The following is a 22,829-nucleotide window of genomic DNA, read 5'->3' as shown; positions in this document are numbered from 1 at the left end:
TTTCTGATTTTGGGTGATGGTTTTTGGCGAATGTGGTGAAAAATATCCGGAAAAAGATTAGAAATTCCCACAAAAGATTTCTTGTTTTTTCTGTGATATAATGTTTCCTGGACAAATTTGACCCAAGAGGGAAACAAGAAGGAAAGGAAGAAAAAGAGTTATGTCTGGAAAACTGACCACGCTGTTTGCCGCCCAGGATATGACCCAGGGCAGCCCCGCGGGGAACTTGATCCGGTTCTCCGTCCCCCTGCTCATTGGCAACCTGGCCCAGCAGCTTTACTCCACGGTGGACTCCATCGTGGTGGGCGCCTATGTGGGGGACGGCGCCCTGGCCGCCGTGGGCGCCAGCGGCCCCATCCTCAACCTGCTTTTGGTGCTGTTCATGGGCATCTCGGTGGGCGCCAGCGTCATGGTGTCCCAGTACTTTGGCGCCCGGGACCGGGAGCGCTTGGAAGAGACCGTGGGCACCACCATTACCGCCACCGTTGTCTCCTCCATTTTCATCATGGTGGTAGGCCCCCTCATCACCCCGCCGGTGATGAGCGCCCTGGGCACCCCTGAGGAGATTTACGACATGTCCTGCACCTATCTGATCATTCTGTTCGCGGGCATTGTCGGCAGCGCCTTTTACAACATCCTCTCCGGCGTGCTGCGGGGCCTGGGGGATTCCGTCATGCCGGTGATCTTCCTCATCATCGCCTGCCTGCTGAACATCGTGCTGGACGTGTGGTTTGTGGCGGGCTTCCACTGGGACGTGGCCGGCGTGGCCATCGCCACCATTATCTCCCAGGTGGTCTCTGGCGGGCTGTGCCTTATCCGGCTGCTGCATATGCGGGACGTCCTCCAGGTGAAGCCCTCCCATCTGCGGCCCAAGGCTGCGTTCCTCAAGCAGCTCATCAAGCTGGGGCTGCCCAGCGGATTGACCCAGGCCATTTTCTCCTTCGCCATGATTATCGTCCAGTCCCTGACCAACTCCTTTGGCACGGTGGTCATCGCGGCCAACACCGCCGTTATGCGGGTGGACGGTTTTGCCATGATGCCCAACTTTACCTTTGGCACCACTATGACCACCTACACCGGCCAGAACATTGGCGCGGGCAAGCTGGACCGCTGCGTAAAGGGCACCCGGGACGGCTTGAAGATCGGCCTGAGCGTCTCTGTGGTGCTGGTGACCCTGATCTTGATTTTCGGCCAGTATCTGATGCAGATGTTCACCTCCACCCCAGAGGTCATCTCCACCGGCATGCGGATGCTGCGGATTCTGGCGGTGGGCTACATCGCCATGGGCGTCACCCAAATCCTCTCCGGCGTGATGCGGGGCGCGGGGGACACCATGACCCCCATGTGGATCTCCATTATCACCACGGTCATTATCCGGGTGCCCATCGCCTATGGGCTGGAGTTCCTCACCCGGCCCGAGGGCGGCGCCATGGGTTCCGGCACCCCGGACCCCCTGTTTGTGTCCATACTCATCAGCTGGGTTATGGGTGCGGTGATCACCTCCATCGCCTTCCGTATGGGCCGCTGGAAGAAAAAGTCCATTGTGTCCTCCCAGCAGGAAGCGGGCAGCGCAGAAGAGGGGGCTTCTAAGTAAATGGGAAAAATCAGAGAGCCCCGCGGGGCTCTCTTTTTTGGCGGAAAAAGGCCGGGAGCGCGCTCCCGGCCTTTGTGCATGTCCCAAGATTTTAATGGCAGCCCCGCTGCTGGCAGGCGTAGTAGGCGGTGGGATCGGTGGGGTCCCAGGTGTGCCAAGAGGGCAGCTGCAGGCCGCTGGGCTTCTTCAGGGGCCCGTCGGTCTCCGTGGGGGAGATGTACACCTGGGTGCCCAGCTGGCAGTTGTCATAGATCCATTTGGCGTCCCGGCAATTCAGGCGGATGCAGCCCAGAGAGCGGGTCTGGCCCAGGCGGTTGTACTCCTCCACCTCCAGGTCGAAATTGTTGTAGGTCCAGTTGGGAACAGAGTGGAACAGGTAGCTGCCCTGAATCTGGGTGCACCACTGGGCCCAAGTGTCGCCCACCATCTTCAGCCAGCGGTAGCGGGCGGGGGTGTAATAGGTGCCGGTGGGCGTTCCATAGCCGCAGGAGACCAGCATAGAGCGCACCGGCGTGTTGTACTTGCCCGTAGCGGGGTCCTTGGCGAAGATGATTAAATAGTTGGCGGGTTTATACACCTTGATATAGTAGGGCCCGCTGACCACCCCTAAGCCGGAGATATCGTTGACCGCGGTGCCGTTTTGATAGTACCGCCGCCAGTCGCCGTCCATCCGGAAGCCGTTGAAAGCCGCGCCGGAAAGGCTGTCGAACACATACTTCACGCCGTTGATAGTGGTCTCTCCCCGGACTACCTTCCGGGTGGCGCTGTCCACATAGTAGAGCTTGCCGTTTTCCCGTACCCAGTGGCTCTCTACGGTGGACTCATCCTTTTCATAGGTGTCCCACACTTCGGCGGTTTCCTCGTCCGCTCCCTCCACATGGTAGGTGTGAGAAGTGGAGGCCTCTACAATGGCGGCATAGCCCCAATGCTCGGGGAACAGGTCGTAGAAGTTCTTCACATCGTCCAGTTCCTTCACCCCGGCGTCCGCCTGGCGGCCCAGCATCTTGTTCAGAATGGTCACCGCCTGGGCCCGGTTCACGGGGGAGTTGGGGGAAAATTCCCCTTCTCCCATGCCGTTGACCCAGCCCAGCTTGTGAGCGGTGTAGATATAGGGCGCCGCCCAGGAGGTGTCCTCCACATCGGAGAAGGGGCTCTCGCCGTACTCCAGGGTGGAGAAGGCCATGGCCATGGTGACAAACTCCGCCCGGGTGATCTGCCGGGTGGGCTTAAAGGTGCCGTCCTCATAGCCGGAGACCACCCCCAGGCCCGCCAGGGTCTCCACGGCCTCGGCGTACCAATCAGTTTCCTTCACATCGGAGAAGCTGCGCTTTTCCCAATCCGTAGAACGCAGCAGCTTATAGAACATGGTGGCCGCCTCCGCACGGGTGACGGCTTTGTCCGGGCAGAACAGGCCGGTGTCATAGCCAGAGATGTAGGAGCTGTGGTCCTCCGTGTTCAGCAGGTCCTCCACGTTCCGGCCCCAGCGGGCGGTGTAGGTCACATCCCCCGTGATGGGAAGGGTGGCGGGGTCCACCTTCTCGCCCTTTTCATTGAACCAGCCCAGAATGGCGGCGGCGGGCAGGGGCTGGATTTCCGGCACCAGGGAGGGAATCTGCCCCTCCTCCACCTCCAGGCTGGTGGAGCCGAAGCTGCCCATCTGGAAGGTGACGGTGTAGCGCTTTACCTCAGGCGTGGGAGAGGGGGTGGGGCTGGGCGTCTCCGAGGGGGCCGGGGACTCGGTGGGGGAGGTCTCCGGCTGGCTCTCCTCCGGGTCCTGGCTGGGAGAGGGAGTGGGCGTGGGGGCTGTCACGGCAGAGCTTTCCGGGTCCTCCTCGGTGGAGGAGGGAGCTGGGGAGGGCTCTGAAATCTGGGAGGACAGGGAGGTGTCCTCCTCCAGGGCCGCGGGGATGGGAGAGGCAGAGGCCTCCTCCGCCTGGGCGGGCAGGCTTCCCAGGGCCAGCAGGCAGCAAAGGGTGAGGCACAACAGACAGGTGATAAGTTTTTTTGCTTTCGGACGGTGTTTCATAGCGCAGGTCTCCGTTCTATTCAGTGTGTGTGGTTTTGTTTCCTCTATTATAAGGCAAGAACGCCAGGAAGAAAAGAAAAATTTGGTTTACAAAATTTTGCTATTCTGCCGGATTTTCTGGAGATGGGGAAATCCTTCCCGTTTCTTAGACGGGGAGGGGGAGAAAAGGGTGACAGGCCGAAAAAATTTTGCGCTTCCCCCGGTGGCTGTGCTACAATGACAGGGAACATAGCCAGCAGAAAGGAGCGCGCGCTGATGGAGCTTATAGACCAGAGCAGCATTATGAAGGGGATTCTGGACAGCTATCCCTATCCCATTGTCTTTGTGGATGACACCTATACCATCCGCTTCCTCAACCGGTATGCGGAGTACCACTATTACCAGGAGCGGGGCTACGGCCCTCTGCTGGGCAAAAGCATTTTCGACTGCCACGACCAGGAGAGCTCGAAGCAGCGCATCCGGGCGGCCTTTGAGAAGATGAAAAAGGACGGCAAGGAGATTTTCTTAAAGGTCAACGCCCGGAACCAGCGGCTGTATATGCAGCCGGTGCGGGACGAGTCGGGCAGGCTCATCGGCTTTTTCGAGCGGTTCGAGCTGAACCTGGAGGTGCGGCAGTGAGGGTCTCGGTGCTGGGCTGCGGCCGCTGGGGGACTTTCTTGGCCTGGTACCTCCGCCGCTCGGGCCAGGAGGTGACCCTCTATGGGCGGAAAGGCTCTAAGCGGATGGAGGGCTTGCTGGCCACCCGCACCAACGGGGTGGTTTCCCTGCCGGAGGAGGTCCGCCTGACCCAGGATTTGCGGGAGGCATTGCAAAACGATACCCTGGTGGTCTCTGTGGGGTCCCAAAGCCTGCGGGGCCTGTTGGGGGAGGTGCGCGCCCTGGGAGGAACGGGCCGGCGTTTTGTGCTGTGCATGAAGGGCCTGGAGGCCGCCACGGGCAAACGGCTTTCCGCCATCGTAAAGGAAGAGCTGGGGGAGGACACCCCGGTGGCCGTGTGGCTGGGGCCCGGCCATGTGCAGGAGTTCACAGCGGGCATTCCCAACTGCATGGTGCTGGACAGCCAGGACGAGGCCTTGCAAGAGGAGCTCATCACCGCCTTTTCCAGCCAGCTCATCCGCTTTTACTATGGCAGGGACATGATTGGCAATGAGATTGGCGGGGCCTCGAAGAATGTCATCGGCATTGCCGCGGGCATGCTGGACGGCCTGGGCCTCTCCTCCCTGAAGGGGGCGCTGATGAGCCGGGGCACCCGGGAGATCGCCCGGCTCATCAAGGCCCTGGGGGGCAACGAGCTCTCCGCCTACGGCCTGTGCCATCTGGGGGACTACGAGGCCACGGTGTTCTCCCCCTACAGCCACAACCGCCGGTATGGAGAGGCGTTTGTCACCGGGGAGCCCTTCGGGGAGCTGGCAGAGGGGGCGTACACCGTGAAGGCCCTGGTGCGCCTGGGAGAGGAGCATGGGGTGTCCCTGCCCATTTGCCAGGCAGTGGACCGGGTGCTCTACCAAGGGGAGGATCCCCGTCGGACCCTGGACGGGCTGTTTTCCCGCAGCCTGAAGCAGGAATTTTAGAGGGGAGCCCCTGAAAATCGCAAGGAGGGAACGTGTATGAAAAAGAAAAAGGAAGAGGGAGGGCCCGCCTCCCTGGAGGAGACGCACTACCGGACCCTGCTGCAGGAGGCCCTCAGCTTTGTGCTGCCAGAGCGCCAGGCCCAGCGCTTTACCGCCATGCTGCTGGAGCGGTTTGGGAGCTTTGCGGGGGTGTTTTTGGCGCCGGAAGAGGAGCTGGCCGCCCTGCTGGGGGAGAAGCGGGCCCCGCGCTACCTGCGTCTGACCACAGAGCTGGCCCGGGCCTATTTGGAGGACAGCTCCCGGGACCTGAAGCACGTCTATGACACGGACTCTGCCGTGGAGCTGTTCCGGCCCAAGCTGTTGGGGCGCACCACAGAGGCCGTGTGCCTGATGCTGCTGGACGGTCAGGCGCGCCTGCTTTATAACGACATCCTCTCCGAGGGGTCCATCTCCGCGGTGCCGGTGTACATCCGAAGGCTGCTGCAGCTGTGCATCCGCTATGACGCCCAGCATGTACTGCTGGCCCACAACCATCCCAGCGGCAACGCTGCCGCCTCTCAAAACGACATTGTGGCCACCCGCCAGGTGGAGATGGCCCTGGAAAGCATTGACGCCACCTTGAACGACCACATCATCTTTGCCGGGGATGACTACCACTCCTTTGCCAAAAGCGGCTGGCTGTGGACCGCGAAGCGGGAGGTGCGCCGCCAGCGCCAAGAGGAGCTGCAGGCTTCTCGGGAGGAGGAACGGGAAATCCTGCGGAGAGGCGGGCTGCTGTAAGGCCTCGGCTGGGGGATATTTTGGGGGAAAAGCGGGAAAATTTTTCTCAAAGGCGTTGACAAGGGGGACCGGGTGTAGTAAGATGAAATCCGAATGTATGTTCGCATCAATTGGCGGAGAAGGGAGCGGGGAATATGAGCGAGGGAAAGCCTGAAAGGTTCCAGCTGGTGTCCAATTACCAGCCCACGGGGGACCAGCCCCAGGCCATCCAGCAGCTGGTGAAGGGCCTGAACACAGGCATGAAGGAGCAGACGCTGCTGGGTGTCACCGGCTCTGGCAAGACCTTCACCATGGCAAACGTCATCGCCCAGGTGAACCGGCCCACCCTGGTGCTGGCCCACAACAAGACCCTGGCCGCCCAGCTGTGCTCGGAGTTTCGGGAGTTCTTCCCCAACAACGCGGTGGAGTACTTCGTCTCCTACTACGACTACTACCAGCCGGAGGCCTACATCCCCCAGACGGATACCTACATTGAAAAGGACTCCGCCATCAACGACGAGATCGACAAGCTGCGCCACAGCGCCACCAGCGCCCTGTCCGAGCGGCGGGACGTGATCATTGTGGCCTCTGTCTCCTGCATCTACTCCCTGGGCGACCCCATCGACTACCGCACCATGGTCATCTCCCTGCGCCCCGGCATGGAAAAGGACCGGGACGAGCTCTTAAAAAAGCTGGTGGAGCTGCAGTACGAGCGCAACGACGTGAACTTCATCCGCAACAAGTTCCGGGTGAGGGGGGACGTGGTGGAGATCTTCCCCGCCAACGCCACGGACAAGGCTGTGCGGGTGGAGTTCTTCGGGGACGAGATCGACCGGCTGACAGAGTTCAACCCCCTGACAGGGGACGCCATTTCCGAGCTGAAGCACATTGCCATCTACCCGGCCTCTCACTACATCGTGCCCAAGGAGAAGATGGACAAGGCCATCCGGGACATCGAGCGGGAGATGGAGCAGCGGGTGGACTACTTTAAAAGCGAGGGCAAGCTCATCGAAGCCCAGCGCATTGAGCAGCGCACCCGCTACGACATGGAGATGCTCCAGGAGATTGGCTTCTGCAAGGGCATTGAGAACTACTCCCGGGTGCTCTCCGGCCGGGAGCCGGGCAGCGCGCCCTTTACGCTGATCGACTACTTCCCCGAGGACTTTGTGCTGTTCGTGGACGAGTCCCACGTCACCCTGCCCCAGGTGCGGGGCATGTACGCCGGGGACCGGGCCCGGAAGGAGATGCTGGTCAACTACGGCTTCCGTCTGCCCTCCGCCTTTGACAACCGGCCCTTAAACTTCGATGAGTTCTACTCCCACATCAACCAGGCCATTTTCGTCAGCGCCACCCCCGGGGACTTGGAGCTGGAGAAGTCCGCCCAGGTGGTGGAGCAGGTCATCCGGCCCACCGGGCTTTTGGACCCCAAAATCACCGTAAAGCCCACGGACGGCCAGATCGACGATTTGATTTCCGAAATCAACCTGCGGGTGGAGAAGGGCGAGCGGGTGCTGGTCACCACCCTGACCAAGAAAATGGCCGAGGACCTGACGGGCTACCTGGAGGGCTACGGCATCCGGGTGCGGTACATGCACCACGATATCGACACCGTGGAGCGCATGGAGATTATCCGGGATTTGCGCCTGGGCGAGTTCGACGTGCTGGTTGGCATCAATCTGCTGCGGGAGGGCCTGGACATCCCCGAGGTGTCCTTGGTGGCCATTTTGGACGCGGACAAGGAGGGCTTCCTGCGCAGCGGCCGCAGCCTCATCCAGACCATCGGCCGGGCCGCCCGGAACGCGGGGGGCCAGGTCATCATGTACGCCGACGAGGTGACCCCCTCCATGGAGCAGGCCATCACCGAGACGGAGCGCCGCCGGGCCATCCAGGAGAAGTATAACCAGGACCACGGCATCACCCCCCAGACCATCCGCAAGGACGTGGCGGACATCATCGAGATCTCCTCCCACAAGGAGGACGGGAAGAAAAAGAAGAAGCGCTACACCGCCGCCGAGCGCCAGGAGCTGATCCAGAAGTACACCAAGGAGATGAAGGCCGCGGCCAAGCTGCTGGAGTTCGAGCACGCCGCCTATTTGCGGGACAAGATCAAGGAGCTGGAGGGCAGCGGCCCCCTGCCGGGGAAGAAGCGCCGGCTGCCCAAGCCCTGAGAGATATGAGGAATTGAAATGGAAATACGGATTCGCCGGGCAGAGCCTTCCGACTTGCCCGCTGTGAAAGAGATGTACGCCGCCCTGGTGGCCCGGATGGACCAAGAGGGCTGGGGTGTGTGGGATGAGACCTATCCCCGGGACTTTGTGGAAAAGGACATAGAGCGGGGCCAGTTTTACCTGCTGTTGGAGGGGGACCGTCTGGCGGGGGCTTTTGCCCTGCCCGCCCACGACAACGGGGAGGGGGACGTGCCCTGGCAGGAGCCTTCTGCCCCGGCCCGCTACCTGTACCGGTTCGGCATCGCTGTGGAGTACGGCGGCCGGGGTCTGGGCAGGCTGGCGCTGGAGCGTATCGGTGAGCTGGCCCGCGGGCTGGGGGCCGGCTATCTGCGCCTGTATGTGGCCCACGAGAACGAACCTGCCATAGCCCTGTACCGGAAGGCGGGCTTTTCCCAACCGCCCGGGGAGTTCGGTGAAGTGCTGGAAGACGGCACCCGGTTGTTCGAGTACGCCTTTGAGAAGCGGTTGTGAGGGATGAAAAGGAGTGTATACCATGAGATTGGACGGCTTCGGCCTGTTCGTTCAGGATATGGGAACGATGATCCGCTTTTACCGGGACGTGCTGGGCTTTGAGATTCAGGAGAGCGAGGACGCGGGCAATGTGTACCTGGTAAAGGACGGCACCCTGTTCCTGCTCTACGGGCGAGAGAATTTTGCCAGGGAAACGGGGAAAGAGTACGGGTACGCTCAGGGTTTGAACGGCCATGGGGAAATCGCCCTGTATGTGGATACCTTTGAAGAAGTGGACCGGGCTTTCGCCCAAGTGGTGGCCAAGGGGGCAGCTCCTGTTTTAGAGCCGGTGACCCAGCCCTGGGGCCAGCGCACCTGCTACGTCGCCGACCCGGAGGGGAACTTAATTGAGATTGGTTCCTTCAACCGGCCTTTTGGAAGATAAGGAGAGGTTGCCATGAAACGAGAACTGGGCATTGCCCGGTGCGGGCTGGCCTGCTGCCTTTGCAGCGAGAATGTGACCTGCGGCGGCTGCGACTCCGGGGACTGCCCCGACAAGGACGGGTGCGAGAACCGGGCCTGCTCCATGGAGCGGGGGCTTTCCCACTGCTTTGCCTGTGAGGAGGGCTGCCGGAAGGGGTTGCTGGGGAAAATAAAGCCCTACGGGTTTACCCTGTTCGCCAGACGCTATGGGGCGGAGGAACTGCTGGACTGCCTGGAGCGCAACGAACAGAAGGGCGTAGTCTATCACCGGGAAGGAATCTGGGGAGACTATGACCAGTTTGACGATGTGGAGGAATTGCTCCGCTTTATCAAAACGGGAGAAAGCGGCAAAGACAAGGAGGCATTGAAGAAAATGACTCATTTGGAGCAGATGGTTGGGGAACTGCTAGATCAAGCAAAGGTGTGCTTTATTGCCTATCTGGACGATGAGGGATATCCTGTTACGAAGGCCATGCTTCAGCCAAGGGAGAGAAACAATCTTGGAGAGATATGGTTTTCAACCAACACTTCCTCTCAAAAAGTTCGCGCATTTCGAGAGAATCCCAAAGCCAGTGTGTACTTTGTCGATTTGGAGCAATTTAAAGGGGTCAGCTTGGTTGGCACCGTGGAGGTATTGGAAACGCCGGAAGCCAAGGAAAGACTGTGGCGGCAGGGAGATCAGCTTTACTACAAACAAGGTGTGAACGATCCGGATTACTGCGTTTTGAGATTTAACGCGGTCAAAGGACGGTATTACCACAATTTTCAGTCTGAAGATTTTGAAGTGAGGGACTAAATAAATAAACGGGAAGGTAAATTCGCATGAGTTTAGATAAGATCGTAGTGCACGGTGCCAGGGAGCACAATTTGAAGAATATCGACGTGACCATCCCCCGGGACAAGCTGGTGGTGCTCACGGGCCTTTCCGGCTCGGGGAAGTCCTCCCTGGCCTTTGACACCATCTACGCCGAGGGCCAGCGGCGCTATGTGGAGAGCCTTTCCTCCTATGCCCGGATGTTTTTGGGCCAGATGGAAAAGCCCGACGTGGACATGATTGACGGCCTTTCCCCCGCCATCTCCATCGACCAGAAGACCACCTCCAAAAACCCCCGCTCCACCGTGGGCACGGTGACGGAGATCTACGACTACCTGCGGCTGCTGTACGCCCGCATCGGCATTCCCCACTGCCCCATCTGCGGCCGGGAGATCAAGCAGCAGACCATCGACCAGATCGTGGACCAGGTGCTCTCCCTGCCGGAGAAGACCCGCATCCAGATTTTGGCGCCGGTGGTGCGGGGCCGCAAGGGCGAGCATGTGAAGGAGTTCGAGGCGGCCCGGAAATCCGGCTTTGTGCGGGCCCGGGTGGACGGCCTGGTTTACGACTTGAATGAGAAGATCCAGCTGGAGAAGAACCGCAAGCACACCATTGAGATCATCGTGGACCGGCTGGTCATCAAGCCAGACATCCGCTCCCGCCTGGCGGACTCCATCGAGACGGCCTCGGGCCTCACCGGCGGGGTGGTCATCATCAACGTCATCGAGGGAGAGGACATCACCTTCTCCCAGAACTACGCCTGCCCGGAGCACGGCGTCAGCGTGGAGGAGCTGACCCCCCGGATGTTCTCCTTCAACAACCCCTTCGGCGCCTGCAAGAAGTGCACCGGCCTGGGGGTGTTTATGAAGATTGACCCGGAGCTCATAATCCCGGACAAGCGGCTGTCCATCAACAAAGGGGGATTGAAGGCCAGCGGCTGGGCCATGGAGGGCAGCACCATTGCCGCCATGTACATGAAGGGCCTTGCCGAGCACTACCACTTCTCCCTGGACACCCCCCTGGGGGAGCTGCCGGAGGAGATCATCGACATCCTCCTCTACGGCACCAAGGGGGAGAAGATCCGGCTGCGGCGGGAGAGCGAGTACGGCTCCGGCAGCTACACAGCGCCCTTTGAGGGGGTCATCAACAACCTGGAGCGCCGCTTCCGGGAGACCTCTTCCTCCTGGATCAAGGAGGAGATCGAGGCCTATATGAGCGCGGTCCCCTGCGACGAGTGCCACGGCCAGCGCCTTTCCCCCGAGAGCCTGGCGGTGACGGTGGGGGGCATCAACATCAGCGCCTTCTGCGACAAGTCCGTCACCGAGGCGTTGGAGTTTGTGGACGCCCTGGAACTCAATGACCGGGAGAAGATGATTGCCGCCCCCATTTTAAAGGAGATTAAGTCCCGCCTGGGCTTTTTGCAAAGCGTGGGGCTGGAGTACCTCACCCTGTCCCGGGCCTCGGGGACCCTCTCCGGCGGGGAGAGCCAGCGCATCCGCCTGGCCACCCAGATCGGCTCCTCTTTGATGGGGGTGCTGTACATCCTGGACGAGCCCTCCATCGGCCTGCACCAGCGGGACAACCACAAGCTCTTAAACACCTTGAAGAACCTGCGGGATTTGGGCAACACGGTGATTGTGGTGGAGCACGACGAGGACACCATGCGGGAGGCGGATTTCCTGGTGGATATCGGCCCTGGGGCCGGGGTCCACGGGGGCGAGGTGGTTTTTGCCGGGCCGCCCCAGGAGATCGAGAGCTGCGAGGCGTCTCTCACGGGCCAGTATTTAAGCGGCAGGCGGAAGGTGGAGGTGCCGGAAAAACGCCGCAAGGGCAACGGCAAGTTTTTAGAGATCCGGGGTGCCCAGCAGAACAACCTGAAAAACGTCAATGTGAAGATCCCCCTGGGGGAGTTTGTCTGTGTCACCGGGGTGTCCGGCTCGGGCAAATCCTCCCTCATCAACGAGATCCTCTATAAAAAGCTGGCGGCAGAGCTGAACCGGGCCCACGCCCATCCAGGCAAGCACAAGGAGATCCGGGGCCTGGAGCATTTGGACAAGGTCATCCAGATCGACCAGTCCCCCATCGGGCGCACGCCCCGCTCCAACCCGGCCACCTACACCGGGCTGTTCAACGACATCCGAGAGCTGTTTGCCTCTACCCAGGACGCGAAAATGCGGGGCTTTACCGCCAGCCGGTTCTCCTTCAACGTGAAGGGCGGCCGGTGCGAGGCCTGCCAGGGGGACGGCATCATCCGCATCGAGATGCACTTTTTGCCGGACGTGTACGTCCCCTGCGACGTGTGCAAGGGCCACCGCTACAACCGGGAAACCCTGGAGGTGAAGTACAAGGGCAAGAGCATCTACGACGTGCTGGAGATGACCGTGGAGGAGGCCCTGGACTTCTTCCGGGATATCCCCAAGCTGGCGCGAAAGCTGCAGACCGTCTACGACGTGGGCCTGGGCTATGTGAAGGTGGGCCAGCCCGCCACCACCCTCTCCGGCGGCGAGGCCCAGCGGGTGAAGCTGGCCACCGAGCTCTCCAAGCGCTCCACCGGCCGCACCATCTATATCCTGGACGAGCCCACCACCGGCCTGCATATCGCCGACGTGCACCGGCTTATCGACGTGCTCCAGCGCCTGGTGGACGGGGGAAACACCGTGGTGGTCATCGAGCACAACCTGGATTTGATTAAAACCGCTGACCACATCATCGACCTGGGGCCCGAGGGCGGCAACCGGGGAGGCACTATTGTGGCCCAGGGCACCCCGGAGCAGGTGGCCCGGGTGGAGGGCTCCTACACCGGGCAGTATTTGCGGCCCCTTTTGGAGAAATGACCAAAGAACAGGCTGGAAATTTTCCGGCCTGTTCTTCTGTTGTGGGCCGTCAATTTGTAATACATTTGTAATAGAAATTTAACGCAGAAATATGTTTTTTTGGAATTATATTCTCAGGAACTGTGGTATGCTATAAATACAGAGGTAGACTGTTTTTCAGTTGAAAGAGGAGGTGTGGTTATGAGTAGATGGGAACGGGCATTCCGGCGGCTGCTGTTCTGCCTGCTGGGAGCGCCCTTGGCCTTGGCAGATGGCGGTGTGTTCCAATTCATTGCCGCCAATCCCCACGGCCCGCCGCCCAACGGCTTGCTGAACCCCGCCCTGCTGAAGGGGGGCGGCGCGCCAGGTTCTGGCCACAAGCCCAAGAAGAGCGGCAAATGGCTGAACGTGGGGATCGCGGCGGCAGTGGCAGCCTTGGTTTTGCTTGTGCTGGCCTGTGTGTGGCTGTGCAACAACTGAGGGAACCCCGCCCTGAGACCCTGTGTTCTCCCATAAGGAGGCTATTGTTATGATGATAAACTTTAACCCCCGTTTGCCCCTGAAAGATGGGTGCCTTCCCATCGCGCTGAAGGACGCGGACCCCCGGTATCACAAGGGGATGCCCCGGCCCGCCCCCAAAAAGGGCAAAAAGTGGGCCACCGCGCTGATGTGGGCCTTGGTGGCGGCAGTGGCCCTGGGCATGGCCGTGTTCGTCATCTGGGCAGAGCTGGCCCTGTAAAAAACACATTTGTACAAAATGGGGAGAGGGAAACGGTTTTCCTCTCCCCGTTCTTTTATGTCCCTGAAACCCCGGTTTTTCTTGCCTTTTCTAAGGATTTCGACTATAATTGTTTACAATGTGTTCAACACCTGGCCGCAGGAATAGGATACAATAATTCCGCGAAAGGGCAGTTGGGCCCATTTTTCCTGCCCGCTGGGCGGGAAAACACGGCGGCGCGCCGCCAGAAAGGATGCCCTTTGGGGCGCGGTGAGGTATGTTTGGCTATGTGCGCCCTTTTAAATCAGAGCTTTTGGTGCGGGAATACGACCAGTATAAGGCGGCCTACTGCCAGCTGTGCCGGGCCCTGAAAGACCACTACGGCAGGGCGGCCTCCTTCACCCTGAGCTATGACTGCACCTTCTACGCCCTGCTGGCGCTCTCCACCCAAGAGGCCAAGCTGAGCCTGCACCACGGCAGGTGTGTGGTGAACCCCCTGAAGAAATGCGATTTTCTGCGCAGCGATGGGGAAGCCTATCACAAGGCGGCGGCCCTTTCCGTGCTGCTGACCTACCACAAGCTGCGGGACAACGTGGAGGATGACAGCTTCGCAAAGTCCCTGGGCAGCCGGGTGCTTTTGCGCCTGCTCTCCCGCAAGGCGCGCAAAGCGGCGGAAGAGTTCCCCTTCCTGGCCAAAGAGGCCCAAAGGGCCATGGACGGCCAGCAGGAGGCGGAGAAAAGCGGCGGCGGCGTGGACGCCTGCGCCGAGCCCACGGCCAACCTGCTGGCGGCCCTGTTCAAAGAGCTGGCCGGCTGCAACGAGATGCAGGCGGCGGCCCTGGAGCGGTTCGGGTACTTTTTGGGCCGGTGGGTCTATTTGATGGACGCCGCCGACGACCTGATGGAGGACCTGGCGGAAGACGCTTTCAACCCCTTTATCCCCCGGCTGGGGCTCTCTGGGAAAAAAGGGCTCTCCCCAGAGGAGCGCAAGGCGGCGGATGAGGCCATGAACCGGACCTTGAACGCCACGGCGGCCCAAATGCTGCTGGCCTTCCAGCTGATTGACTTGCGGAACTTTGGGCCCATTTTGGAGAACGTGGTGGAAAAGGGCCTGCCAGAGCTCCAGCGGGAGATTCTGTTTCTGCATATTCGGGAGAAAAAGAAAAAGCGCCCCGAGCCTGAGGACCTGCGCTGAGGCGGACGGGGCTTGATTGGGATAGATGACGAGGGAAGGCGCCGGCCCCGGGCGGGAAGGCGCCGCGAAAGGACTATCGAGGCAAAAGGAGACCAGAGTATGACAGACCCTTATAAGGTGCTGGGGGTATCCCCCTCTGCCACGGATGACGAAGTAAAGGACGCCTACCGCAAGCTGGCCAAAAAGTACCACCCCGACCAGTACGCCGACAGCCCCTTGAAAGACCTGGCGGACGAAAAGATGAAGGAGATTAACGAGGCCTACGACGCCATCACCGCCCAGCGCAAGGGCGGCGGCGCCGGACGGGGCTACAACGGCGCTTACAACAACGTGGGGGCAAATGGCAGCTCCGGCTTTAACGACGTGCGCAGCCTGATTATGTCTGGCCGCATTGCCGACGCGGAGCAGATCCTCAACGGCGTGCCCCCCGAGCGGCGCAACGCCGAGTGGTATTTCCTCAAGGGCTCTGTGCTCTACCGCCGGGGCTGGCTGGAGGAGGCCAAGGACCACTTCTCCCGGGCCTGCCAGATGGACCCCGGCAACCCAGAGTACAGCGCGGCCCTGAACCAGGCCATGAACCAGGGCAGCGGCGTCTACGGCGGCTACCGGCCCAATACGAATATGAACGCGGGCGGGTGTAATTCCTGCGACCTGTGCTCTTCTCTGATCTGTGCCGACTGCTGCTGCGAGTGCATGGGCGGCGACCTGATCTCCTGCTGTTGAGCGGGCCGGGAAAGGAGCTGAAGCGGTTTCCGTGAAAAATTCCATGAAAGTGGCTTTCTGCGGTGTGATGGCGGCGCTCTCGCTGGTGGTGATGCTTTTGGCGGGGGTGGTGCCTGTGGCCACCATTGCCCTGCCGGCGGTTGCCGGGTGCCTGCTCATCCCTGTGGTGGTGGAGGCCGGCCTTGCCTGGGGCTTTGGCGTGTATGGCGTGTGCAGCGTGCTGGCTTTTTTTCTGGTGCCAGACCGGGAGGCGTTCCTGTTTTACGCGCTGTTCTTTGGGTACTACCCGGTGCTGTACGCCCCCCTGGGGCGGATTCAAAGCCGGGTGCTGCGCTATGGGGCCAAGCTTCTGGTGTTCAACGCGGCCGCAGTGCTGGAGGTGCTCCTCTCTGTCTATGTGCTGGGAATCCCCTTTGAGAGCCTTTCCATTTTGGGGCCCTGGGGCCCGGCCGTGCTTCTGGTGCTGGCCAACCTGGTGTTCCTCCTCTACGACTTTGCCATGGACGGGCTGATCGTCCAATACCTGCGGCGCTTCCACGACCGGCTGGGCAGGCTGCTGCGGGGCAAGTGAAGGATATGGGCAGGCTGCGGCCTGCCTTTTTCACGCCTTCTTTTCTGAAGCTGGCGGGCGGCATTCCTGCAAAAAGCGCCTGGGCTTTGGGGAATATCCGGATTTTTTCCTTGCTTTTTGCAGGAGAAAGCCGTAAAATGAATTTGAAATTGCCTGGGGCTTGCGCGGCTACAGTGCCCCAGTGGGAAAGAAGGAAGGAAGAACATGAACAGCCAGCTTTCCGAGCGCATCCGCCAGAAAAGCGGCAGCTTTTCCAAGGGCCAGCGGATGATTGCCCGGTACATTGAAGAGCACTCTGACCAGGTGGCCTTTATGACGGCCTCCCGGCTGGGGCAGACTGTGGGCGTCAGCGAGTCCACCGTGGTGCGCTTTGCCACAGAGATCGGCTATTCCGGTTATCCGGCGCTGCAGCAGGCCATGCAGGAGATGATCCGCAGCAAGATGACCAGCGTGCAGCGGTTAGAGCGCACCTCTCGCAACATTCCGGCAGACCGGCTGCTGGACGAGGTGTTGGACCAGGATATTGATATCCTCAAGCGCACCAAGGAGAACGTGGACCGGGAGGCCTTTTACAGGACGGTGGACGCCCTGGTGGGGGCGAAAAAGGTGTATGTGCTGGGGGCGGGCAGCTCTTTGGCGCTGGCCACCTTTTTGGCCCACTATTTGCGCCTGGTGTTCGACACCGTGCACCTGGTAGAGGCCACCAGCGAGGCCACCATCCTGCAGCAGATGGTCCGGGTGGGAGAGGGGGACGCGGTTATCGCCATCAGTTTCCCCCGCTACTCCAAAAAGGCCGTAAAGACCATGAAGTACGCCTCGGCCCAAAAGGCCACCACCGTGGCCATCACCGACAGCCCCCTGTCCCCCCTGGCCCAGCACGCCTCTCACGTGCTGCTGGCCCGCAGCGACATGGTCTCCTTTGTGGACTCCCTGGTGGGGCCCCTGAGCATTATCAACGCCCTCATTGTCACGGTGGCCATCAAGAAAAAGGACGAGGTGGCGGACACCCTGCGGAAGATTGAGGGAATTTGGGATGAATACAGCGTCTACGAAAAGGTGGACGAGAAGGGCAGCTGAGGTTTTGAAGACGTATGACGTGCTGATTGTGGGCGGAGGCCCGGCGGGGCTGATGGCCGCGGGGACGGCCCTGGGCCGGGGGCTTTCCGTGTGCCTGTTGGACAAAAACCGGCAGCTGGGCCGCAAGCTGCGCATCACCGGCAAGGGCCGCTGCAACGTGACCAACAACTGCCCGGTGGAAGAGGCGGTGGCCGCCTGCCCCCGGGGGGGAAAGTTCCTTTACGGGGCGTTTTCCGCCTTTTCCCCCCAGGACACCATGGCCTTTTTCGAGGGGCTGGGCGTCCCCCTGAAGACGGAGCGGGGCCGCCGGGTATTCCCTGTCTCGGACAGCGCCCACGACATTGCGGATGCCTTAGAGCGGTATGCCGCCGGGGCCGCGATTGTCCGGGAGGCGGTGACGGCCGTCCTGGTGGAAAAACGGCGAAGCCGTGGGGGTGCGCACTGCCGCCGGGGAGTACCGGGGGCGCGGCGTCATCCTCTGCTGCGGGGGCGCCTCCTACCCGGGGACGGGCTCCAACGGGGACGGCTACAAGCTGGCCGCGGCGTTGGGCCACACCATCGTAAAGCCCACGCCCTCCCTGGTGCCCCTGGTGGAGCGGGGCCCCTGGTGCCGCCAGCTGATGGGCCTTTCCCTGCGCAACTGCGGGGTAAAGGTGACCCAGCAGGGCAAAAAGAAGCCCGTCTACGAGGACTTCGGCGAGCTGCTGTTCACCCATTTTGGGCTTTCGGGGCCCACCATTTTAAGCGCCTCGGCCCACCTGCACCCTATGGAGCCGGGAAAGTACACCGTCCACGTGGACTTGAAGCCCGCTTTGAGCGAGCAGCAGCTGGACGCCCGGCTGCTGCGGGAGCTGGAGGCGCATAAAAATAAGATTTTTGCCAATTCTCTGGAAGAGCTGCTGCCCCAAAAGCTCATCCCTGTGGCGGTGGAGCGCAGCGGCATCCCAGGGGAGACCCGGTGCCACTCGGTCACCAAGGAGCAGCGCCGGGCCCTGCTGGCCCTGCTGAAGGACTTCTCCGTGGAGATCGAGGGCTTTCGGCCCATTGCCGAGGCCATCGTCACCAGCGGGGGCGTGAGCCTGAAGGAGATCGACCCCCGGACCATGGAATCCAAGCGGGTGAAGGGCCTGTACTTTGCCGGGGAGATGATCGACGCCGACGCCTACACCGGCGGCTACAATTTGCAGATCGCCTTTGCCACCGGCAAGCTATCCGGGTCCGTGGCCGGACTGGACAAGTCGCGGCGCGTGGCCGCGCAGGACGAGTCGCGCACGCCGCTTTAAGGCGGCGGAGCTGGCTGAGAGACGCTAGCCCAAAAGCCCGCGCTTGGGTTGGGTGGAGACAAGTAAAAGTTTTGCCAGCTTTTTCAAAAGCTGCGGGTTGTAGGGCGGAGCCCTACGGCCTAAGGGGGTTGCAAGGGGCGTAGGTCTCGCCTGCCGGCTCGGTCGGCGCTGGACGGTGCCCACCGGGCACCAGCGCCCTGCCTTCCCCTACTTCCAAAAAAAGGGGGACGTATGTCCCCCTCTTGAGACAGCACAAAAGCCGTTGCCCCAGGGCTTGAGAGAGGGAAATGCACGAATCACCCCAAAAACCCAGGAAACAAGCCATTTTTATGACTTGCCCACGTGGGCGAATCACTACGGGAAATGGTCAAGACACCTGTATGATTCGCCCACATGGTCAAATCATAGAACCCGCATAAAACCTGACTTTTTTGATGATTCGTCCATTTTCTTATCTCAAGTAGGGCCGGGATCTCAAGTAGGGCAAAGGGAAATGCCGCCCGGACCGGCCACGGACCCAAGCGCGGGCCGCTTGCCAGCCGCCCTCAGAAAACCCCGCCGCCTTAAAGCGGCGTGCGCGAATTGAGTGCCCAGGCGCTGGGCGCGGACGTGCGCTGGCTGTCAGCACAGGCGCGGCCGTAGCCGCCGCCCCAAAGCGCGACTTGTCCAGTCCGGTCACGGACGGCTTGAGAAATCAAAATGATGAAATGCGACAAAAAGTCAGGTTTTATGCGGGCTTGCGCACTTCATCATATGATGCAGAGCGGGCCAAAAACACTTCGCACTTCATCATGTGATGAAGTGCGGAAAACCCAGGTATTTCCTAGCTTTTTCAGCGCTCTGAATCATTTCGTGATCTCAAGTAGGGCAAAGGGAAAAGCCGCCCGGACCAGTGGGGAGAGCTCCCGCTGGCAGGCTCTAGAATCCATCGGAAAAGAGGAGTTAGAATGTTTGCAGTCGCTATCGACGGCCCCGCCGGGGCAGGGAAGAGCAGCGTGGCCAAGGCCGCGGCCCAGGAGCTGGGCTTTGTCTATGTGGACACCGGCGCCATCTACCGCACCATTGCCCTGCATGTGCTGCGCCAGGGGGTGGACCCCCACGACGCCCCGGCGGTGGAGGCCCTGCTGCCCGCCATCCAGGTGGGGCTGGAGTACACGCCGGAGGGCCAGGTCATGCGCTTGAATGGGGAGGACGTCACCTCCCTCATCCGCACGCCAGAAGTCTCTATGGCCACCTCGGCCTGCTCGGCCATCCCGGCGGTGCGGGCCTTCCTGCTGCAATTGCAGCGGGATTTGGCGGAAAAGAACAACGTGCTTATGGACGGCCGGGACATCGGCACGGTGGTGCTGCCCCACGCCCAGCTGAAGGTGTTCCTCACCGCCTCGGCCCAGGAGCGGGCCCGGCGGCGGGTGCGCCAGCTGGAGGAGTCCGGCCAGGCGGCGGACTACGAGGCCATCCTCCGGGATATCCAGCAGCGGGACTACCAGGATTCCCACCGGGAGGTGGCCCCCCTGCGCCCCGCGGAGGACGCGGTGCTGGTGGACACCAGCCAGGACAGCTTTGCGCGCTCGGTAGAGCGGCTGGTGGGCCTGGTGCGGGAAAGGCTGTAAGCCGTTCCCCTTGGAAAATATGGGAAAATGTGTGAAGGAAGGGGCCGTTGCCTGTGGAAAAAGAGATTCGGGATTTGACGCCGAAAAAAAAGACCTGGCTGTACCTGGTGGGGCAGATCATTCTGTGGTGGTATTTCCACCTGGTGTTCCGCATGAAGGTGGAGGGGGCGGAGAATGTCCCCAAAGAGGGCCCGGTGCTGCTGTGCAGCAACCACCTGGCCAAGCGGGACCCGGTGCTGCTGGGGCTCTGCCAAAAGCGCCAGGTGTTTTACATGGCCAAGGAGGAGCTGTTCCAGAGCAAGTTTCTGGGGGGGATGTTCCGCATGCTGGGGGCCTTCCCCGTGAAGCGGGGCACCGGCGGCTCGGACGCGCTGGAAGACGCCTATGCCCTGTTAAAGCAGAACGCCGTGGTGGGGGTGTTTATCGAGGGGCACCGCTCGAAAGACGGGCTGCTGCGCAAGCCCAAAACCGGCGCCGCCCTGCTGGCCTATGAGACCAAGGCGCCGGTGGTGCCGGTGTGCATCACTGCGGGGGACGGCAAGCAGCCCGGCATGTTCAAGCGCACCCTCATCCGCTTTGGCAAGCCCATCTCCGCCGGGGAGCTGAACATCCAGGATGACTCCAGCCTGCAGCTGCGCCGGGCCAGCCGGACCATTATGGCCCAGATTGCCCTGCTGCGGGAGGAGGCCTGCAAGGAGCTGGGCCTGCCTTCTCAGCTGGTGCCGCCAGAGGAAAAGGAGGCCCCCCATGCGGGTTGAGGTGGCCCAGACCGCCGGGTTCTGCTTTGGCGTGGACCGGGCGGTGAGCACGGTGTACCGGCTGCTGGAAGAGGGCAAAAAGGCCGCCACCCTGGGGCCCATCATCCACAACCCCCAGGTGACGGGGGATTTGGCCGCCCGGGGGGTGCGGGTTGTCAGCCGGCCAGAGGAGACGCCCCCGGGCTACACGCTGGTCATCCGCTCCCACGGGGTGCCCCGGGAGGTGGAGGAAAAAGCGCGGTCGCTGGGCCTCTCCTATGTGGACGCCACCTGCCCTTTTGTGAAAAAGATTCACAACTTGGCGGAGCGCGCCGGAGAGCAGGGACAGGTCTTCCTGCTGGCTGGGGACAAGAATCATCCCGAGGTGCAGGGGATTGTAGGCCACTGCAAAGGGGAGAATTTTGTTATAAAGAGCAGCGAAGAATTGGTGGAACTGCTGAAAAACCATCCGGAATTGGAAAAGAAACCCCTGGCTTTTGCGGCTCAGACCACCTTTCACGCCGGCGAATGGGAAAAATGCGCGGAAACTCTGAAAAAACTATGTACAAACGCCGCAGTTTTTGCTACAATATGTAATGCGACTGCGAGACGGCAGAAAGAGGCAAAAACCCTGGCCCAGCGCTGCGACCGGATGGTTGTGGTGGGGGGAAGGGACAGTTCAAACACGGCAAAGCTGCGCGAAATCTGCGCAGAGTACTGCGAGGCGTACCTCATCGAAAGGGCGGACGAGCTGCCTGTGTTTTCGGCCGGGCTGAGCGTTGGCATCACTGCGGGGGCATCTACGCCCGCAAGCATTATAAAGGAGGTACTTGCTACCATGGCAGAAGTGACAAACAACGAACAGAATTTTGAGGAGATGCTTGAGGAGTCCCTCAAAAAATTAAATACAGATGAGAAGGTGCACGGCGTTGTCGTAGGGATCTCCCCCACCGAGGTGTATGTGGATGTGGGCCGCAAGCAGGCCGGCTTCATCCCCGCGGGCGAGCTTTCCAACGACCCCAACGTCAAGCCTGAGGACGTGGTGAAGATCGGCGACGAGATGGACCTGCTGATTATGAAGACCAACGACCAGGAAGGCACCATCATGCTCTCTAAGCGCCGCGTGGACGCCATGAAGGGCTGGGATGAGATTACCGAGGCCCAGGAGAACAACGAGATCCTGGAGGGCAAGGTCATCGAGGTTGTCAAGGGCGGCGTCATCGTCCTGTACAAGGCCATGCGCATCTTTGTGCCCGCCTCTCAGGCCACCGCTTCCCGCGGGGAGGACCTGAACGAGCTGATGGGCCAGGAGGTCCGCTTCCGCATTATCGAGGTCAACCGCCAGCGCCGCCGGGCCGTGGGTTCCATCCGCAGCGTGCTGCGGGAGGAGCGCAAGGCCGCCCAGGAGAAGTTCTGGGAGCAGGTGGAAGAGGGCCAGCACTACACCGGCAAGGTGAAGTCCCTCACCAGCTTTGGCGCCTTTGTGGATTTGGGCGGCGTGGACGGCATGGTCCACATCTCCGAGCTCTCTTGGAACCGCATCAAGCACCCCAGCGAGGTGCTCAGCGTGGGCGACACCGTGGAGGTGTACGTAAAGGGCCTGGACCGGGAGAACGGCAAGATCTCCCTGGGCTACAAGCGGCCTGAGGACAACCCCTGGGTCAAGCTGGAGCGGGAGTATCCCGTGGGCACGGTGTGCGACGCCAAGATTGTGGGCATGACCCAGTTTGGCGCCTTTGCCAGCGTCATCCCCGGCATTGACGGCCTGATCCACATTTCTCAAATTGCGGACCACCGCATTGAGAAGCCCCAGGATGTTTTGAAGATCGGCGACGAGGTGAAGGTGAAGATCACCGATATCGACTTTGACCGCCACCGCGTGTCCCTGTCCATCCGCGCCCTGCTGGAAGAGCAGAAGGCCCAGGAGGACGAGGAGGCCGCGCAGGCCCCTGCGGAGGAAGTTGTGTACTCCACCGAGGCTCCTGCCCAGGAGGAAGAGTCTGCCGCTGAGGAGCAGGAATAATTTTTGAAGGTACTTAAGCGGGGTAGCAAGGGGGGGACAGGCGCGCCTGTCCCGGGGCTTCCCGGTGGCCTGGCCGTTTTGACCGGCCGGGGCACGGGAGCGCCCGCCCGGGTGCTGCCCTGCTTTGCGTGAACGGGCCTTTTGCGCCCCGCGC

General features: G+C 61.2%; 20 protein-coding genes and 1 pseudogene. 20 read left to right on the top strand and 1 reads right to left on the bottom strand.

Annotation, left to right across the window (positions count from 1 at the left end):
* Positions 1-160: 160 nt before the first annotated feature.
* Positions 161-1,594: an MATE family efflux transporter gene (locus ODJ80_RS01550; protein ID WP_263040613.1), complete on the top strand. Its 1,434-nt coding sequence runs from the start codon at positions 161-163 to the stop codon at positions 1,592-1,594.
* Between the two features lie 91 nt (positions 1,595-1,685).
* Here ODJ80_RS01550 and ODJ80_RS01545 read toward each other — a convergent pair whose 3' ends face one another.
* Entirely contained in the window at positions 1,686-3,620 is a 1,935-nt protein-coding gene (locus ODJ80_RS01545) for an S-layer homology domain-containing protein (protein WP_263040612.1), read from the bottom strand.
* A gap of 255 nt (positions 3,621-3,875) precedes the next feature.
* On the opposite strand from ODJ80_RS01545, the gene ODJ80_RS01540 reads away from it, so the two are divergent.
* The 19 genes and pseudogenes from ODJ80_RS01540 to ODJ80_RS01450 all read left to right on the top strand — a co-directional run bounded on the left by ODJ80_RS01540 (position 3,876) and on the right by ODJ80_RS01450 (position 22,675).
* Positions 3,876-4,238 carry a PAS domain-containing protein gene (locus tag ODJ80_RS01540; RefSeq protein ID WP_263040611.1) on the top strand — a complete coding sequence of 121 codons (363 nt, stop codon included), beginning with the start codon at positions 3,876-3,878 and terminating at the stop codon, positions 4,236-4,238.
* Positions 4,235-5,191 (top strand): NAD(P)H-dependent glycerol-3-phosphate dehydrogenase, encoded by a 957-nt coding sequence (locus tag ODJ80_RS01535; protein ID WP_263040610.1) that lies wholly within the window; start codon positions 4,235-4,237, stop codon positions 5,189-5,191. Before ODJ80_RS01540 ends, ODJ80_RS01535 begins: the two co-directional genes overlap by 4 nt.
* A 36-nt stretch (positions 5,192-5,227) precedes the next feature.
* Positions 5,228-5,971 carry a JAB domain-containing protein gene (locus tag ODJ80_RS01530; RefSeq protein WP_178864942.1) on the top strand — a complete coding sequence of 248 codons (744 nt, stop codon included), beginning with the start codon at positions 5,228-5,230 and terminating at the stop codon, positions 5,969-5,971.
* Positions 5,972-6,105: 134 nt separating this feature from the next.
* Positions 6,106-8,118, top strand: a complete 2,013-nt coding sequence (uvrB, locus tag ODJ80_RS01525; protein ID WP_263040609.1) for an excinuclease ABC subunit UvrB — start codon at positions 6,106-6,108, stop codon at positions 8,116-8,118.
* An 18-nt stretch (positions 8,119-8,136) separates the two neighbouring features.
* A complete protein-coding gene (locus ODJ80_RS01520) occupies positions 8,137-8,649 on the top strand; it encodes a GNAT family N-acetyltransferase (RefSeq protein ID WP_263040608.1) in 513 nt (170 codons plus the stop codon).
* Between the two features lie 22 nt (positions 8,650-8,671).
* Entirely contained in the window at positions 8,672-9,073 is a 402-nt protein-coding gene (locus ODJ80_RS01515; protein ID WP_263040607.1) for a VOC family protein, read from the top strand.
* A 12-nt stretch (positions 9,074-9,085) separates the two neighbouring features.
* A complete protein-coding gene (locus ODJ80_RS14125; protein WP_442863875.1) occupies positions 9,086-9,907 on the top strand; it encodes a pyridoxamine 5'-phosphate oxidase family protein in 822 nt (273 codons plus the stop codon).
* A gap of 26 nt (positions 9,908-9,933) precedes the next feature.
* Complete coding sequence (gene uvrA, locus ODJ80_RS01500; protein WP_263040606.1) at positions 9,934-12,759, top strand: excinuclease ABC subunit UvrA; 2,826 nt, start codon at positions 9,934-9,936, stop codon at positions 12,757-12,759.
* A 180-nt stretch (positions 12,760-12,939) separates the two neighbouring features.
* The gene (locus tag ODJ80_RS01495) at positions 12,940-13,218 is read left to right on the top strand and encodes a hypothetical protein (RefSeq protein WP_263040605.1); all 279 of its coding nucleotides are present in this window, start codon (positions 12,940-12,942) and stop codon (positions 13,216-13,218) included.
* Between the two features lie 49 nt (positions 13,219-13,267).
* Positions 13,268-13,477, top strand: a complete 210-nt coding sequence (locus ODJ80_RS01490) for a hypothetical protein (RefSeq protein ID WP_178864935.1) — start codon at positions 13,268-13,270, stop codon at positions 13,475-13,477.
* Positions 13,478-13,745: 268 nt separating this feature from the next.
* On the top strand, positions 13,746-14,651 hold the full coding sequence (locus ODJ80_RS01485) for a DUF5685 family protein (protein WP_263040604.1): 906 nt from the start codon (positions 13,746-13,748) through the stop codon (positions 14,649-14,651).
* A gap of 99 nt (positions 14,652-14,750) precedes the next feature.
* Entirely contained in the window at positions 14,751-15,374 is a 624-nt protein-coding gene (locus ODJ80_RS01480; RefSeq protein WP_178864933.1) for a J domain-containing protein, read from the top strand.
* A 31-nt stretch (positions 15,375-15,405) separates the two neighbouring features.
* Complete coding sequence (locus ODJ80_RS01475; protein WP_263040603.1) at positions 15,406-15,945, top strand: hypothetical protein; 540 nt, start codon at positions 15,406-15,408, stop codon at positions 15,943-15,945.
* A 204-nt stretch (positions 15,946-16,149) separates the two neighbouring features.
* Entirely contained in the window at positions 16,150-17,022 is an 873-nt protein-coding gene (locus ODJ80_RS01470; protein WP_263040602.1) for a MurR/RpiR family transcriptional regulator, read from the top strand.
* Positions 16,979-17,344: pseudogene (locus ODJ80_RS14075) on the top strand (NAD(P)/FAD-dependent oxidoreductase); the annotation flags it as partial. The gene ODJ80_RS01470 and the pseudogene ODJ80_RS14075, both read left to right, overlap by 44 nt.
* Positions 17,345-17,450: 106 nt before the next feature.
* Complete coding sequence (locus tag ODJ80_RS01465; RefSeq protein ID WP_317619846.1) at positions 17,451-18,305, top strand: NAD(P)/FAD-dependent oxidoreductase; 855 nt, start codon at positions 17,451-17,453, stop codon at positions 18,303-18,305.
* 947 nt (positions 18,306-19,252) lie between these two features.
* A complete protein-coding gene (gene cmk / locus ODJ80_RS01460; RefSeq protein WP_178864929.1) occupies positions 19,253-19,915 on the top strand; it encodes a (d)CMP kinase in 663 nt (220 codons plus the stop codon).
* A 53-nt stretch (positions 19,916-19,968) separates the two neighbouring features.
* Positions 19,969-20,673, top strand: coding sequence for a lysophospholipid acyltransferase family protein (locus tag ODJ80_RS01455; protein ID WP_263040601.1), 705 nt, complete (start codon positions 19,969-19,971; stop codon positions 20,671-20,673).
* A complete protein-coding gene (locus tag ODJ80_RS01450; RefSeq protein WP_263040600.1) occupies positions 20,663-22,675 on the top strand; it encodes a bifunctional 4-hydroxy-3-methylbut-2-enyl diphosphate reductase/30S ribosomal protein S1 in 2,013 nt (670 codons plus the stop codon). The genes ODJ80_RS01455 and ODJ80_RS01450 overlap by 11 nt, the downstream gene beginning before the upstream one ends.
* The last annotated feature ends 154 nt before the right edge of the window (positions 22,676-22,829 follow it).

The sequence above is a fragment of the Acutalibacter sp. LFL-21 genome (genome assembly GCF_025630755.1).
GTDB classification, from domain to species: domain Bacteria; phylum Bacillota; class Clostridia; order Oscillospirales; family Acutalibacteraceae; genus Acutalibacter; species Acutalibacter stercoravium.
This window is presented reverse-complemented; position numbering and strand designations above follow the sequence as displayed.